At 74.3% G+C, this 14,666-nt stretch carries 13 protein-coding genes and 1 pseudogene; 4 read left to right on the plus strand and 10 right to left on the minus strand.

The window, feature by feature from the left end; all coding sequences use genetic code 11:
* Window positions 1-108: 108 nt before the first annotated feature.
* A complete protein-coding gene (locus tag ACI78S_RS10300; RefSeq protein ID WP_456972849.1) occupies window positions 109-1,179 on the minus strand; it encodes a BMP family lipoprotein in 1,071 nt (356 codons plus the stop codon).
* 250 nt (window positions 1,180-1,429) lie between these two features.
* Between ACI78S_RS10300 and ACI78S_RS10305 the strand changes: the two genes are divergently transcribed.
* The gene (locus tag ACI78S_RS10305; protein WP_456972851.1) at window positions 1,430-2,791 is read left to right on the plus strand and encodes a D-alanyl-D-alanine carboxypeptidase family protein; all 1,362 of its coding nucleotides are present in this window, start codon (window positions 1,430-1,432) and stop codon (window positions 2,789-2,791) included.
* Between the two features lie 91 nt (window positions 2,792-2,882).
* On the opposite strand, the pseudogene ACI78S_RS10310 reads toward ACI78S_RS10305, so the two are convergent.
* The 4 genes and pseudogenes from ACI78S_RS10310 to hisC form a co-directional block, all read right to left on the minus strand.
* Window positions 2,883-3,791, minus strand: a pseudogene (locus ACI78S_RS10310) (YihY/virulence factor BrkB family protein); the annotation flags it as partial.
* Between the two features lie 55 nt (window positions 3,792-3,846).
* Window positions 3,847-4,416: a 2'-5' RNA ligase family protein gene (locus tag ACI78S_RS10315; RefSeq protein WP_456972853.1), complete on the minus strand. Its 570-nt coding sequence runs from the start codon at window positions 4,414-4,416 to the stop codon at window positions 3,847-3,849.
* Window positions 4,413-5,432: a tryptophan--tRNA ligase gene (trpS, locus tag ACI78S_RS10320; protein ID WP_456972855.1), complete on the minus strand. Its 1,020-nt coding sequence runs from the start codon at window positions 5,430-5,432 to the stop codon at window positions 4,413-4,415. The genes ACI78S_RS10315 and trpS overlap by 4 nt, the downstream gene beginning before the upstream one ends.
* 73 nt (window positions 5,433-5,505) lie before the next feature.
* Entirely contained in the window at window positions 5,506-6,618 is a 1,113-nt protein-coding gene (gene hisC / locus ACI78S_RS10325; protein WP_456972857.1) for a histidinol-phosphate transaminase, read from the minus strand.
* A gap of 27 nt (window positions 6,619-6,645) precedes the next feature.
* Between hisC and galE the strand changes: the two genes are divergently transcribed.
* The gene (gene galE, locus ACI78S_RS10330; RefSeq protein ID WP_456972858.1) at window positions 6,646-7,602 is read left to right on the plus strand and encodes a UDP-glucose 4-epimerase GalE; all 957 of its coding nucleotides are present in this window, start codon (window positions 6,646-6,648) and stop codon (window positions 7,600-7,602) included.
* Between the two features lie 18 nt (window positions 7,603-7,620).
* Here galE and ACI78S_RS10335 read toward each other — a convergent pair whose 3' ends face one another.
* Window positions 7,621-8,952 (minus strand): hemolysin family protein, encoded by a 1,332-nt coding sequence (locus ACI78S_RS10335; RefSeq protein WP_456972859.1) that lies wholly within the window; start codon window positions 8,950-8,952, stop codon window positions 7,621-7,623.
* 205 nt (window positions 8,953-9,157) lie between these two features.
* On the opposite strand from ACI78S_RS10335, the gene ACI78S_RS10340 reads away from it, so the two are divergent.
* Window positions 9,158-10,036 carry a CAP domain-containing protein gene (locus ACI78S_RS10340; protein WP_456972861.1) on the plus strand — a complete coding sequence of 293 codons (879 nt, stop codon included), beginning with the start codon at window positions 9,158-9,160 and terminating at the stop codon, window positions 10,034-10,036.
* A 433-nt stretch (window positions 10,037-10,469) separates the two neighbouring features.
* Here ACI78S_RS10340 and ACI78S_RS10345 read toward each other — a convergent pair whose 3' ends face one another.
* The 4 genes from ACI78S_RS10345 to ACI78S_RS10360 are packed head-to-tail and all read right to left on the minus strand — an operon-like array spanning window position 10,470 to window position 13,890.
* On the minus strand, window positions 10,470-11,684 hold the full coding sequence (locus ACI78S_RS10345) for an NADP-dependent isocitrate dehydrogenase (RefSeq protein ID WP_456972863.1): 1,215 nt from the start codon (window positions 11,682-11,684) through the stop codon (window positions 10,470-10,472).
* Window positions 11,685-11,724: 40 nt separating this feature from the next.
* Window positions 11,725-12,678, minus strand: coding sequence for a malate dehydrogenase (gene mdh / locus ACI78S_RS10350; protein WP_456972865.1), 954 nt, complete (start codon window positions 12,676-12,678; stop codon window positions 11,725-11,727).
* Window positions 12,679-12,721: 43 nt separating this feature from the next.
* The gene (locus tag ACI78S_RS10355) at window positions 12,722-13,021 is read right to left on the minus strand and encodes a DUF3017 domain-containing protein (RefSeq protein ID WP_456972867.1); all 300 of its coding nucleotides are present in this window, start codon (window positions 13,019-13,021) and stop codon (window positions 12,722-12,724) included.
* Window positions 13,021-13,890, minus strand: coding sequence for a bifunctional methylenetetrahydrofolate dehydrogenase/methenyltetrahydrofolate cyclohydrolase (locus ACI78S_RS10360; RefSeq protein WP_456972869.1), 870 nt, complete (start codon window positions 13,888-13,890; stop codon window positions 13,021-13,023). Before ACI78S_RS10360 ends, ACI78S_RS10355 begins: the two co-directional genes overlap by 1 nt.
* Window positions 13,891-13,991: 101 nt before the next feature.
* Between ACI78S_RS10360 and ACI78S_RS10365 the strand changes: the two genes are divergently transcribed.
* Window positions 13,992-14,639, plus strand: a complete 648-nt coding sequence (locus ACI78S_RS10365; protein WP_456972871.1) for a hypothetical protein — start codon at window positions 13,992-13,994, stop codon at window positions 14,637-14,639.
* The last annotated feature ends 27 nt before the right edge of the window (window positions 14,640-14,666 follow it).

The raw sequence follows: 14,666 nt of genomic DNA on the forward strand, positions 1-14,666 counted from the left end.
CGCTCTCCCAGCGGCCCCGCGGACCACGGCGGCGGGCCCGGGAGCTCGCGCCCCTGGACCCGCCGCCGGGTGTGCCGTGTGGTCGGCGGGCCGGTGCCCGCCGCCGGGTCACGGAGTCGTCGGCACCTCGATCGTGCCGTCGACGATCTGCTGCTGGTACTCGTCGAGCTGCGTCTGGATGTCGTCGATGAAGCCGCCGGTGGTGGCCAGGCCGACACCCTCGTTGGACAGGTCGTACAGGACGTCGGTCCCGCCCTCGACGTTCCCGTCGAGGAAGTCGCCGGCGAAGGACTGCACGGCGACGTCGACCCGCTTGAGCATCGAAGTCATGATCACCGCCTGCAGGGCCGGGTCGTCGACGGTGTTGTACTGGTCGGAGTCGACACCGATGGCGCGACCGCCCGACGCGGCGGCGGCCTGGAAGACGCCCGTGCCGGAACCGCCGGCGACCTGGAAGACGATGTCCACCCCGGCGGCGTACATGCCGTCGGCCAGGATCTGGGCGCGGGCCGGGTCGTTGAAGCCGGTGAGGTCACCCGCCGGCGAGATGTACTGGCTGTTGATGACGATGTCGGGCCGGACCGCCCGGGCGCCGGCCTCGTAGCCGGCCTGGAAGGTCTGGATGAGGGGGACGTCCACGCCGCCGACGAAGCCGATCTGGCCGGTCGTCGTCTTCAGCGCGGCGGCGACACCGGCCAGGAACGACCCCTGCTCCGACGCGAAGATCAGCCCGGTGACGTTGTCACCCTTGCTGGTGCCGTCGGGCAGCTCGTGCGACCCGTCGACCTGGGCGAACGTGGTGTCCGGGAAATCGGCCGCGACGTCGGCGATGATGTCGTCGTAGGCGAAGCCCACGGCGATCACCGGGTTGTAGCCCTGCTCGGCCAGCTGGGCGAGCAGCTCCTCCCGGTCGGAGCCGTCCTCGTTCGGGGTGACCTCGCGGTACTCACCGCCGAACTCCTCGATGGCGGCCTCGGCGCCGGCGTACGCGGCGTCGTTGAACGAGCGGTCCCCGCGCCCGACGGCGTCGTAGGCCAGGCCGATCCGCAGTTCGCCGTCGCCACCCTCGGTGCCGCCACCGCCGCTGCCGCCGCCGTTCTCGTCGCTGGCGCAGGCCGCGAGGGCCATGCTCCCGGCCAGCAGCAGCGCCGCGGCCTTCATCCTCCGCGCTCGGCGCAAGACGATCTCCTCTCTCGGCAGGTCGCCGCGCCCGTCGGGCGGGGCGACCTGCGACTCCCTGTCCACCGTGCCGCCACCGCGACCGGCAGCCGCCGGCCGCGGTGGCGGCACGTCTGGGGCCGACGCTAACCGCGGCCGGGCCGGCTCCGGAGCGCTCGCGGCGGACCGAGACCCGATCGTTAAGCGCTGAGGGTTCCGGGTCGGGACCGGAGCGGAACCCGCACCGGCACCCGCGGGATAGCGTTCGGGGATGGTGCGCGGGGAGCGGGCGGCGCGGCCGCGGCCGGCCGTCGTGGCGCTGGTCACGGCCCTGTGCCTGCTCTGCGCCGCACCGCCCGCCGCCGCCGCTCCGGGCACCGAGCCGGCCCCGCGGCCCACCGTCGACCTGACGGCCCCCACGCCCACCTCACCGCCCGTGGGGCCGCCGCCGCAGGGCAGCGCCCCCGACGGCAGCACCGTCGGCGGCGAGCAGCTGGCCACCCGCGGCGTCGTCGTGGCCGAGGGCACCCCGCCGCTGCCCGACGGCGTGAGCGCGGCCGGGTGGCTGGTCGCCGACGCGCTCAGCGGGGAGGTGCTCGCGGCCCGCGACCCGCACGGCCGCTACTACCCGGCCAGCACGCTCAAGACGCTCACCCTGCTGACGCTGGCCCCGCTGCTGCCGCCGGACCGGGTGGTCGAGGGCACCCCGGAGGACGAGAACATCGAGGGCAGCCGGGTCGGCATCGTCACCGGCGGGCAGTACCGCGTCGACCTGCTGTTCCTCGCGCTGATCCTGCAGTCGGGCAACGACGCCGCCAACGCGCTGGCCCGCGCCGCCGGCGGCGTCCCGGCCACCGTGGCGGCGATGAACGCGACGGCGGAGCGGCTCGGCGCCTTCGACACGGTGGCGGGCACGCCGTCCGGGCTGGACGTCGCCGGCCAGTCGTCGTCCCCGTACGACCTGGCGCTGATCCTCCGGCAGCTGGTGGCCGACCCGGTCACGGCGGCGGTGCTCACGACGCCGACCGCCGACCTGCCGGCGGTCGGCGACCGGCCCGGCTTCCAGATCCAGAACGAGAACCGGCTGCTGGGCAGCTACCCCGGCAGCCTGGGCGGCAAGAGCGGGTTCACCGACGCCGCCCGGCACACCTTCGTCGCGGCGGCAGAGCGGGACGGCCGCCGGCTGGTGGTCAGCGTGATGCAGACCGAGCGGCGCCCGGTGCACGAGGCCGACCAGGCCGCGCGGCTGCTCGACTGGGGCTTCTCCGTGCCGGCCGGCACGGAGGGCGTCGGCCGGCTGGTCGAGCCCGGCGAGGTGGGGACGGCGACGGCGACCGCGACGACGAGCACGCCCGCGGAACCGGCCCCCGCCACCCCGGCCGCGGCCGCCCCCGACGCGTCGCCGTCCGGCTCCCTGTCGCCGGTGTGGCTGGGCGCGGGCGCCGCCCTGCTGGTCGCCCTCGCCGCGGGGACGGCGGTCACCGTCCGCCGGCGCGCGAGGAGCGGCGCGGCCGCCGGCGCAGCAGCCGGGCGCCGGCCACCCCCAGCAGCGTCCCCGCGCTCAGCACCGCCCCCACCACCCGGACCGCCGCCGGCGGCGCCGGACGGGCCTCCGGCGCCGCGGGCCGGCTGACCTCCCGCGTCCCGTCCGGCGCCGGCCCCGACGCCGGCTCGGTGGCGGTGGCGGTGGTCGTGGCGGCCTGCACCGCCGGCCGCGTCGCCGTCCACGCCGCGGTGAAGAAGGCGAACCGGGCGACGACGTTGATCCACACCAGGATGCCGACGGCGCCGCCGAAGGCCGAGGCGGTGACGCTGGCGGAGATCAGCGAGAGGTAGTAGCCGCCGATGAGCTTGAGCACCTCGAAGCCGACCGCGCCGAACAACGCGCCGGGCAGCAGCAGCCGCAGCGGGTGGTTGATCGAGGGCACCACGCGCAGCAGCCAGAGGAAGACGACGGTGTCCCCGGCCATCGCCAGCGCCAGGCCGAGCACCCAGGTCAGCACGCCGTAGCCCGGAGCGTCGTCCAGGCCCAGCACGTCCAGCACCCGGGAGGTGGCCTGGGTCACGAAGCCGGTCAGGCCCAGGCTGACCAGCCCCGCCGCGCCGAGGGCGACGAGCGCGAGGAGGTCCTGCAGGTTGTCGCGCAGGAACTCGGGCTCGTCGACCCGCCCCTTCCAGATGCGCTCCATGCCGAGCCGGAGCTTGTCCATGGTCCGCAGCCCGGCGTAGACGAAGCCGACCAGGCCGATCACGCCGACGAAGCCGGCGGCGTCGATGGCGCCGCGCAGCTGGCGGACCAGCTCCTCCCCCGTCTCCCCCGGTACCGCCTCGCGGATCGCGTCGAACAGCTCCCGCTGCAGCACCGCGTCGCCGGCCAGGACCAGGCCGATGATCGAGGCGACCAGGAGCAGCACCGGGAACAGCCCCAGGAACGCGAAGTACGTGACCCCGGCGGCCATGAGGTCGCCCTGGGTGCGCTGGTAGCGCCCGCCGGCGCGGGCCAGGTGGTCGAACCAGCCCCAGCGCCGCCGCACCCGTGTGATCGCGGCGTCGGCGGCGGCGGGGACGCCCGCGACCCGCTCGCGCAGGGAGCGCCGTGAGCGGTCCGGCGGACCGGTCGGGGCGGTGGTCACCCGGCCGAGTGTGGTGCCTCCCCCGACGCGGTGCGCGCCCGGACGGCGCGGGACCTCAGCGCGGCGGGCCGGTCAGCTCGTACTCGCGCGCCACCACCCAGGCGCCGTCCGGCGTCTGCTCGAACTCGGTGAACGAGGAGACGCGGAACTCCGCGCTCAGGTCGGCCAGGCCGCTGTAGGCGAGCTCGAGCATGTCGGGCGGGACGTCGTGGGCGACGGTCACGTGGGGGTGGTACGGGAACGACAGCGAGCGGGCCAGCGGGCCGCTGCGCACGTCGTTGGCGATCAGCTCGCAGTTGCCGATGCCGCGGGCCACCGCGACGAAGACGACGTCGGAGACCGGCGCGAAGGTGCCGGTGCCCGACAGGTGCATGTCGAACGGCGGGTGGCACCGGGCCACCTGGGCCAGGTGCGCGCTGATCTCCAGCCGGTCGGCGGCGGCCACCTGGGTGGGCGGCAGCAGCGTCACGTGCGGCGGCACGACGGCGGCCTGCGGGTCGCCGACCTTGGCCCGCCAGTCGGTGAGCAGCTGCGCCCACGGCTCGGGGATCCGGACGATCACGCCCAGGACGGCCGACTGCGGCGGGGTCCTCCGGCTGCGCGGGACGAAGGTGTCGTCGTTCACCGCAGACCAGCCGGGGGTAGGAAGCCGACCTTGCCGTAGGTGTCGGCGACGGTGCGCGACGCCACCTCGCGGGCGCGCGCGGCCCCGGCGGCGAGGACCTTCTCCAGCTCCGCCGGGTCGTCGAGCAGCTCCTGCGTGCGGCGCCGGATCGGCTCGAGCGCCTCGGTGACGACGTCGGCCAGCTCCTTCTTGAGGTCGCCGTAGCCGCTGCCGGCGAAGTGCTCCTCCAGCTCGGCGATCGACCGCCCCGACAGCGCGCTGTGGATGGTCAGCAGGTTGCTGACGCCCGCCTTGTTCTCGGGGTCGTGGACGACCTCGCGGCCGGTGTCGGTCACCGCCGAGCGGATCTTCTTCGCGGTGACCTTGGGGGCGTCGAGCAGGAAGACGCACCCGGCCGGCGGCAGGCTCTTGCTCATCTTCTTGTCGGGCTGCTGCAGGTCGAGGATCTTCGCCGCGCCCTGCGGGATGTAGGGGCTGGGCAGGGTGAAGGTGCGGCCGAAGCGGCTGTTGAACCGCGTGGCGAGGTCACGGGTCAGCTCCAGGTGCTGCCGCTGGTCCTCGCCGACCGGCACCTGGTCGGCCTGGTAGACGAGGATGTCGGCGGCCTGCAGCACCGGGTAGGTGAACAGCCCGACCGACGCGCCGGCGGTGCCCTCCCGCTGGCTCTTGTCCTTGAACTGGGTCATCCGGCTGGCCTCGCCGAAGCCGGTCAGGCACTCCAGCACCCACGACAGCTGCACGTGCTCCGGGACGTGGCTCTGCACGAACAGCGCGCTGCGGTCGGGGTCGACACCGAGGGCGAGCAGCTGGGCGGCGGAGACGAGGGTGTTGCGGCGCAGCTCCGCGGGGTCCTGCGGCAGCGTGATCGCGTGCAGGTCGACGACGCAGTAGAACGCCTCGGTCGACTCCTGCAGGCTCACCCACTGCCGCAGCGCCCCGAGGTAGTTGCCCAGGTGGAACGAACCCGCCGTCGGCTGGATCCCGGAGAGGACACGGGGAAGAGGCACGGAGGCCATCAAACCAGCCGCCCGCCCCGCAGCGGCCCGCACTCCCCCGACCGGGGGCGACGGACAGCCATGCGGGGGAGGCCTAGGCCACCCGTGCGCCCGCGCGCACGTCGTCGAGAGCGGCGAGGAAGAGGTCGTCCTCCTCGGGCGTGCCGACGGTGACCCGGACGCCCTCGCCGGCGAACGGCCGGGTGATCACCGCGCGCGCCTCCAGCGCGGCGGCGACCGCGGCGGTCCGGTCGCCGAGCGGCAGCCAGACGAAGTTGGCCTGGCTGTCGGCGACGTCGAACCCCCGCTCGCGCAGCGCCGCGGTGAGCCGCTCGCGCTCGGCGGTGACGGCGGCGCAGCGCCGGCGCACCTCCTCCTCGCTGGCGAGTGCGGCGACCGCGGCGGCCTGGGCGAGCACCGAGACGCTGAACGGCACGTGCGTCTTGCGCACCGCCTCGGCGACGGCCGGGTCCTCGGCCACCAGGTAGCCGACCCGCAGGCCGGCCAGCCCCCACGCCTTGGAGAAGGTGCGCAGCACGGCCACGTTGGGCCGGCCCCGCATCAGCTCCAGGCCGTCGGGGACGTCGGGGTCGGTGACGAACTCCCGGTAGGCCTCGTCGAGGACGACGAGCGTGTGCGCGGGCACCGCGTCGAGGAAGCGCTCCAGCTCGGCCCGGCGGACCGCCGTCCCGGTGGGGTTGTTCGGGTTGCACACGAACACGAGGCGGGTCGTGCCGTCGATCGCCGCCGCGAGCGCCGCCAGGTCGTGGGTGTCGGCCGGCCCGCCGGGACGGCCGGGGGCCAGCGGGACCTGGATGCTCCGCGCACCGGCCACCTGCGCGAGCAGCGGGTACATCTCGAACGACCGCCAGGCGAACGCGATGCTCGTGCCGGGGTCGTTGTAGGACTGCGCGAGCTGCTGGCAGAGCATGACCGCGCCGCAGCCCGTGACCACCTGGGCCGGGTCGACGCCGTAGCGCTCGGCCAGCGCCCGGGTGAGCACGACGGCGCCGTTGTCGGGGTAGCGGTTGGTCTCCCCCGCCGCCGCGGCCAGGGCCTGGACGACGGCCGGCAGCGGCGGGAACGCGACCTCGTTGCTGGCCAGCTTGACCGCCCGCTCGACGCCGATCTCGCGGGCGAGGTCGGCGGGGTTGCGGCCCGGCTTGTAGGCGGGCAGGGCCTGCACCGCGGGGCGTGCGCTGACCACGACGTCCGTCCTCCCTAGGGTTGCCCCATGCGCGTTCTCGTCACCGGCGGCGCCGGGTACATCGGCAGCGTAGTCACGGCCGCCCTGCTGCAGGGCGGTCACGAGGTGACCGTGCTCGACGACCTCTCCACCGGCCACGCCGACGCCGTCCCCACCGGGGCGCGGTTCGTCGAGGCCTCGCTGGACGACTCGGGCCCCGTGCTCGCCGACGTCCGGCCGGAAGCCGTGCTCCACTTCGCCGCCAAGAGCCTCGTGGGCGCCTCGCAGCAGGCGCCGCAGGACTACTGGCGGTACAACGTCGGCGGCACGCTGGCGCTGCTGGAGGCGATGCGGGCGGCCGACTGCCGGCGCATCGTCTTCTCCTCCACCGCGGCCACCTACGGCGAGCCCGAGCAGGTGCCGATCCGCGAGGACGCACCGACCCGGCCGACCAACACCTACGGCGCGAGCAAGCTCGCCGTCGACCACATGCTCACCTCGTACGCGGTGGCGCACGACTTCGCCGCGGTGAGCCTGCGCTACTTCAACGTGGCCGGGGCGGCGTTCGGGCTGGGCGAGCGGCACACCACGGAGACGCACCTCATCCCTCTCGCCCTGCAGGTGGCCGCCGGGCAGCGGGAGTCGCTCACCGTCTACGGCGAGGACTACCCGACGCCGGACGGCACCTGCATCCGCGACTACATCCACGTCGAGGACCTCTCCGACGCGCACCTGCTCGCGCTGCCGGCGCCGGCGGCCGGGGAGCACCGCATCTACAACCTCGGCAACGGCACCGGCTTCTCGGTGCAGCAGGTCGTCGACGCCGTCCGGGAGGTGACCGGGCACCCGGTGCCGGTGGAGGTCGGCCCGCGGCGGTCGGGCGACCCGGCGCAGCTGGTCGCCTCCAGCGAGCGGATCCGCGCGGACCTCGGCTGGACGCCGCGGCACACCGACCTGACCGGGATCGTGCGCGACGCCTGGGACGTCGCCCGGGCCCGGCGGTAGCGGTCCTGCGCGGCGGCCCTAGCCCGCCTGGGCGCCGCTGCGCACCGCGTCCTCCTCGCTGTCCGGGGCGGGCGGCCGGCTGACCGACAGCCGGGCGATCCGCCGCCCGTCGAGCTCGAGCACCGTGAAGGTGCGGCCGTCGTGCTCGACGGTGTCGCCGACCTCGGGCAGCCGCCCCAGCTCGGCCAGCACGTAGCCGGCGACGGTCTCGTACGGCCCCTCGGGCAGGCGGACCCCGGTCACCTCGGTGAAGTCGTCCAGGTTGAGCAGGCCGTCGACCTCCTGCGGGCCGTCGGGCCGGCCGGGCCCCTCGGGGGCGACGTCGGCGTCGTACTCGTCGTAGATCTCCCCGATGACCTCCTCGATGAGGTCCTCGAGGGTGACGATGCCGTCGGTGCCGCCGTACTCGTCGACGACGATCGCCAGGTGCTGGTTCTCGCGGCGCATCTCGCTGAGCGCGACGAGCACCCGCGCGGTGCCGGGCAGCCGCCGGACCTCGCGGGCCAGATCGCCCACGGTGGCGGCCCGGCCGGCCGGGTGCGAGGGCAGGAACAGGTCGCGGACGTGCACGAAGCCGACGACGTCGTCCTGGTCGCGGCCGACCACCGGGTAGCGCGACCAGTTGGAGTCGGCCACGAGCTTGGCCGCGCGGCTGGCGGTCATGCCGGCCTCGAGGAAGGTGACCTCGGTGCGCGGCGTCATGACCTCGCGGACCTCGCGGTCGCCGGCGCGGAAGACCTCGCCGATCAGCCGGCGCTCGTCGCTGCCCAGCGACTCGTGCGCGGCCACCAGGTCGCGCAGCTCCTCCTGGCTGATCGACTCACCGCTGACCCGCGGGTCGCCGCCGAGCAGGCGGACGAGCAGGTCGGTGGACTTCGACAGCAGCCACACGATGGGCCGGAACAGCTTCGCGATCGTGTTCAGCGGAGCGGCGACGGCCAGCGAGAAGCCTTCGGCCCGCTGCAGCGCCAGCCGCTTGGGGGTGAGCTCGCCGACGACCAGGGACAGGTAGCTGATCGCGATCGTGACCAGGACGAGCGCGAGCGTGCCGGCCAGGCCCTCCCCCATGCCGAAGCCCTCCAGCCAGTCGGCGACCGGGCGGGCCAGGGTGCTGGCGCCGAAGGCGGCGGAGAAGAACCCGGCCACGGTGACGCCCACCTGGACGGCGGCGAGGAACCGGTTCGGGTCGCCGAGCAGCCGCTGCAGGGCCTGACCGCGGCGTCCGCGCTCCGACAGGGCGCGGACCTGCGACTCCCGGAGAGAGACCAGGGCGATCTCCGCCCCGGCGAAGGCGCCGCCGATCAGGACGAAGACGACGACCATGACGATGTTGAGCCAGACGTCGCTCACCGGCGGCGTGCTCCTCGGGGTCGGGTGGTGCGGACCCCCTCCATGCTGCCCGCCCCCGGGGCCCGCGCGCACCAAGGGACCCGGTGACGCCACTCCCCAGGGGCGGAGGTGAGCTACCTCACATCTGACTGCCCGTAGCGCCACGCCTACGGGTAGTCTCGACTAGGTAACGATCCGTGATCTAGTGCCTCCCGAGGACCTTCCCGTGCACCACACCCCCACCGGCCCCTCCACCGCGGAGCGACTCCGGGCCGTGCGCACCTCCTGGTGGCAGCGCGGGGTCCGGCTCCGCGGCAAGATCGCCCCCGTCGTGCTCGTCTGCGGCATCGTGGCGGGGATCGCGCTGGTCCTGCCCGAGTACGCGCCGGCCGTCACCAGCGCCGAGGGCGGGCTGAGCGCCTCGGGCACCTCCGCCGGGACGGCGACGGCCACCGGCGAGGCCCGCACCGACGTCGTCCAGCTGGGCGTGGACGGCACGGACGCCCCGCCGCCGGCCGCGCCGGAGGCGACCCAGCCCGCCCCGTCCGCCCCCGTCGAGGAGCCGGCGCCGTCGACCGGGACCGCGCCCGGGACCGCGACCGAGGAGCAGCCCGCGCCGGAGACCACCGCGGAGACGACCGCCGCGGAGGAGACCACCGCCACCTCCCCCGCCCCGGCGCAGTCCGGCGGGTCGACGCCGGCCTCGGCGCCGGCGGCCGCGGCGGCCCCGGCCGACGCCGGCGCCGAGGGCCAGGTCCTGGCCCTGGTCAACCGGGAGCGCGCGGCGGCCGGCTGCGGCCCGGTGGTCGCCGACGAGGGGCTGGCGTCGGTGGCCCGCGCGTTCAGCGCCGACATGCGCGACCGCGGCTTCTTCTCCCACACCGACCCCGACGGCCTCTCCCCGTTCGACCGCGGGGACCGCGCCGGCGTCACCGTCCTCGCCGAGAACATCGCCTACGGCCAGCCAGACGCCGCCGCGGTGATGGCGGACTGGATGGACAGCGCCGGCCACCGCGCCAACATCCTCAACTGCTCGCTGACCCGCCTCGGCGTCGGCGTCGCCCAGGGCCCCGGTGGCCCCTGGTGGACCCAGAACTTCGCCTGACCGACCCCCGGCCGGTGCGCGCTCGACCTCGCGGACCAGCTCCGCCGGACGGCGCATGTCCTGGCTGGTCACGAACCGCACGCGCCAGTCCACGTCCGAGAGCCGGTTGAGCCGGTTGAGCCGACGACGGTCCTTCGGGAACTGCTCCGGGTCGCCGTGCCACACCCCGTCGTGCTCCAAGGCGAGCTCGCGGTCCGGCCAGGCGAAGTCGACCCTTCGCGATGAACCGCCCGCCGTCCCGAACCACGTGCTGGGCGACCGGGACGGGCAGACCCGAGCGGTGCAGCAGCAGCCGCAGGCGGGTCTCCGGCGGCGACCCCGCCAGCCCCCACAGGCCCCGGATCACTTCGGGCCCACCGTTGCCTCAGGAGTGCTGAGGCAACGGTGGGCCCGAAGTGATCGTGGAACGGCGCTACCGCGTCAGGCCATCACGTCAGGCCATGGCCTTCTGCAGGTTGCTGTCGATCGCGGCGAGGAAGTCCTGGGTGTTGAGCCAGGCCTGGTCCTTGCTGATCAGCAGCGCGAGGTCCTTGGTCATCTGGCCGCCCTCGACGGTGTCGATGCAGACCTTCTCCAGGGTCTCGGCGAACCGGGTGACCTCGGGGGTGCCGTCGAGCTTGCCGCGGTGGGCCAGGCCCCGGGTCCAGGCGAAGATCGACGCGATCGGGTTGGTCGAGGTCTGCTCGCCGCGCTGGTGCTGGCGGAAGTGCCGGGTGACCGTGCCGTGCGCGGCCTCGGCCTCGACGGTGCGGCCGTCGGGGCTCATCAGCACCGAGGTCATCAGGCCCAGCGAGCCGAAGCCCTGCGCCACGGTGTCGCTCTGGACGTCGCCGTCGTAGTTCTTGCAGGCCCAGACGTAGCCGCCCTCCCACTTGAGCGACGCGGCCACCATGTCGTCGATGAGCCGGTGCTCGTAGGTGATGCCGGCGGACTCGAACTTGTCTTTGAACTCGGTCTCGAAGATCTCCTGGAACAGGTCCTTGAACCGGCCGTCGTAGGCCTTGAGGATCGTGTTCTTGGTGGAGAGGTAGACCGGGTAGCCGCGCTGCAGGCCGTAGTTCATCGAGGCCCGGGCGAAGTCCTTGATGGACTCGTCGAGGTTGTACATGGCCAGCGCCACGCCCGCGCCCGGCGCCTGGAACACCTCGTGCTCGATCGGCTCGGAGCCGTCGGCCGGGGTGAAGGTCACCGTCAGCGTCCCCTCGCCGGGGAAGCGGAAGTCGGTGGCGCGGTACTGGTCACCGAACGCGTGGCGGCCGACGACGATCGGCTTGGTCCAGCCGGGCACCAGCCGCGGCACGTTGGACATGATGATCGGCTCGCGGAAGATGACGCCGCCGAGGATGTTGCGGATCGTCCCGTTCGGGGACCGCCACATCTTCTTCAGGCCGAACTCCTCGACCCGCGCCTCGTCCGGGGTGATGGTGGCGCACTTGACGCCGACGCCGTGCTCCTTGATCGCGTTGGCGGCGTCGATCGTGATCTGGTCGTCGGTCTCGTCGCGCTTCTCGATGCCCAGGTCGTAGTACTCGAGGTTCACGTCGAGGTACGGGAGGATCAGCTGGTCCTTGATGAACTGCCAGATGATCCGGGTCATCTCGTCGCCGTCGAGCTCGACGACGGTGCCCTCGACCTTGATCTTGCTCACGTTCGTGCTCTCTTTCTGCAGGCTCCGAGCCGGGGACGGCTCAGAGGTCGGCTACGTCGGCCTGCTTGGCCCGCACGGCCTCGGCCGCCTCGCGCAGCCCGGCCAGTTCGCTCTCGGACAGGTCGCCCTCGACGACCCGCCGCACGCCCTCGCGCCCGATCTCGGCCTCCACCCCCAGGTAGACCCCGGAGATGCCGTACTCGCCGTCCACCCAGGCGCAGACCGGCATGACCGCACCGGAGTCCTCCATGACCGCGCGCGCCATGCGAGCGGCCGCGGCCGACGGGGCGTAGTACGCCGAGCCGGTCTTGAGCAGGGCGACGACCTCGGCGCCGCCGTTGCGGGTGCGGTCGACCAGGTGGTCGATGCGGTCCTGCGGCAGGACGTCGGACAGCGGCTTGCCGTCGACGGTGCACCGCGAGGGCACCGGCACCATCGTGTCGCCGTGCGAGCCCAGCGTCAGGGTCTGCACGGAGGCGACCGGGACGCCGAGCTCCTCGGCCACGTTGTTGCTGAAGCGGGCGGTGTCGAGCATGCCCGCCTGGCCCATCACCCGGTTCTTCGGGAAGCCGGTGGCCAGCTGCGCGAGCGCGGTCATCTCGTCGAGCGGGTTCGACACCACGATGACGACCGCCTCGGGCGAGGTGCGGGCGACGTTCTCGGAGACCTCGCGGACGATCTTGGCGTTCGTCTCGATGAGGTCCATGCGGCTCATCCCGGGCTTGCGGGGCAGGCCGGCGGTGATGACGACGACGTCGGAGCCCTCGGTGCCCTCGTAGGAGCCGCCGCCGACACCGACCACCTTGGTCTCGAAGCCCTCGATGGGCCGCGACTGGTTCATGTCCAGGGCGAGGCCTTCCGGCTTGCCCTCCACGATGTCGGTCAGCACGACGGTCTCGAAGATGTCGTACTCCGCCAGCCGCAGGGCGGTGGTGGACCCGTAGAAACCGGCGCCGACGACGGTGACCTTGCCCGACCGGGACTTCTCAGCCATGGCCGTCAACCTATCGCCGGAGCCCCGTGCGCGCCCGAGGGGGTCACGAGCCGGGGACGGCCAGCGCGATGACCGCCAGCGCCAGCCCCGCGCCGCCCATCAGCAGGACGTCGACCGTCCGGCTGCGCACCGCGAGGAACCCGGCCAGCCGCACCGGCAGCAGCAGGCGCAGCACCGCGCCGCCGACCACGGCCAGCCCGGTCACCAGCAGCCCGGCCCGCCAGTGCTCCAGCGCGACCATCAGCAGGCCGACCCCCACGCCCAGGAGCACCGCCGCCAGCGGCAGCTGGCGGAGGAGGCCGGCGAGGAAGGGCCGGCGGACGTAGAGCGGCGGGCGGGTCATCAGGCGGAGAGGACGTCCACCGCCGCGGCCTGCTCGGCCGCCGACACCACGTTGGCCAGCAGCATCGCGCGGGTCATGGGGCCCACGCCGCCGGGGTTGGGCGCGACGAAGCCGGCCACGTCGACGACGTCGAGGGCGACGTCCCCGGCGATCTTCCCGTCCACCCGGCTGACGCCGACGTCGAGGACGGCGGCCCCGGGCTTGACGATCTCCCGGGTGATGAGGCCGGGGACCCCGGCGGCGGCCACGACGACGTCGGCGGCGCGCACGTGCGCGGCGAGGTCGCGGGTGCCGGTGTGGCAGAGGGTCACGGTGGCGTTCTCGCTGCGCCGGGTGAGCAGCAGGCCCAGCGGGCGGCCGACGGTGATGCCGCGGCCGACGACCACGACCTCCGCGCCGGCGATCGGCACGTCGTAGCGGCGCAGCAGCTCGACGATGCCGACCGGCGTGCACGGCAGGGCGCCGGGCACGCCCAGCACCAGCCGGCCGAGGCTGACCGGGTGCAGGCCGTCGGCGTCCTTGGCCGGGTCCATCGCCTCGAGGACGGCGTACTCGTCGACCTGGTCGGGCAGCGGCAGCTGCACGATGTAGCCGGTGCAGGCGGGGTCGGCGTTGAGCTCGGCGACGACCTCGAGCACGTCGGACTGGGTCGCCGTCGCCGGGAGCTCGCGCTGGATGCTCGCGATGCCGACCTCGGCGCAGTCCTTGTGCTTGGCGTTGACGTACCAGCGGCTGCCCGGGTCGTCGCCGACGAGCAGCGTGCCCAGGCCGGGCCGGCGCCCCGCTGCGGTCAGCGCCGCGACGCGCGCGGTGAGCTCGGTGCGGATCGCCGCAGCGGTGGCCTTGCCGTCGAGGATCGTCGCGGGCACGACCGACAGTGTGCCGGAGACCCCTCCGGCGGAGCGCTCGCGGTCCTAGGCTCGGCGGTGCGGAGGCCCACAGGCAGCCGCGGACCCGCCGGAGGAGCCCCATGAGCGAGCGCGAACAGACCCCCTACCCGTCCGGGAGCCGGTCCGCGCACGACCCCACCTACCGCGACGACGACTGGCGGGAGCACACCACTCCCGGCATCCGGCCGGTCAGCGGGCCGACGACGGCCGGCCCCGCGGGCTACGGCCAGGCCGGCGAGGGCTCCGCCACGACCCCGCAGTACTCGACCCAGCCGGTCGCGGTGCGCAAGGGCGACGCCCTCGCGGGCCTGCTGCTCATCCTGGCCGGCATCGCCGCCGGGGTGAGCCTGCTGCTGTCCTGGCTGCCGGGTGACGAGACCCGCGGCTGGGACATCCTGCGGATGGCCTTCGACACGCTCGGCGAGGGCGTCGGCGAGCTGTTCAGCTCCGGCTTCTGGCAGCCGATGGCGATCCTCCTCGGTGGCGGCGTCCTCTTCGTGCTGGGCTTGCTGCTGCTGGTCCCGGCCAAGGCGCACCGCTTCCTCGGGCTCCTGGCGCTGCTCGTCAGCCTCGCCGTCGCCGCCGGCGTGCTGGTGCCGCTGGCCGACAACGGGTGGGCGCTCGGCGAGTTCCGGCTCGGCTTCTGGTTCGCCATCGCCGTCGCCGGCCTCGGGCTGCTCGGCTCGCTCAAGGCGCTGCTCTCGTCGCCGAAGTACCGCTCGGCCTGAGCGGACCCCCTCCCGCGACCCGCGCCG

Source organism: Geodermatophilus sp. SYSU D00815 (genome assembly GCF_054050035.1).

Bases quoted from the DNA above. Each gene is read 5' to 3' on its own strand.
- trpS (WP_456972855.1), bottom strand. From the start codon at position 5,432: ATGGCCTCCGTGCCTCTTCCCCGTGTCCTCTCCGGGATCCAGCCGACG.
- galE (WP_456972858.1), top strand. From the start codon at position 6,646: ATGCGCGTTCTCGTCACCGGCGGCGCCGGGTACATCGGCAGCGTAGTC.
- ACI78S_RS10355 (WP_456972867.1), bottom strand. From the start codon at position 13,021: ATGACCCGCCCGCCGCTCTACGTCCGCCGGCCCTTCCTCGCCGGCCTC.
- mdh (WP_456972865.1), bottom strand. From the start codon at position 12,678: ATGGCTGAGAAGTCCCGGTCGGGCAAGGTCACCGTCGTCGGCGCCGGT.
- ACI78S_RS10305 (WP_456972851.1), top strand. From the start codon at position 1,430: ATGGTGCGCGGGGAGCGGGCGGCGCGGCCGCGGCCGGCCGTCGTGGCG.
- ACI78S_RS10365 (WP_456972871.1), top strand. From the start codon at position 13,992: ATGAGCGAGCGCGAACAGACCCCCTACCCGTCCGGGAGCCGGTCCGCG.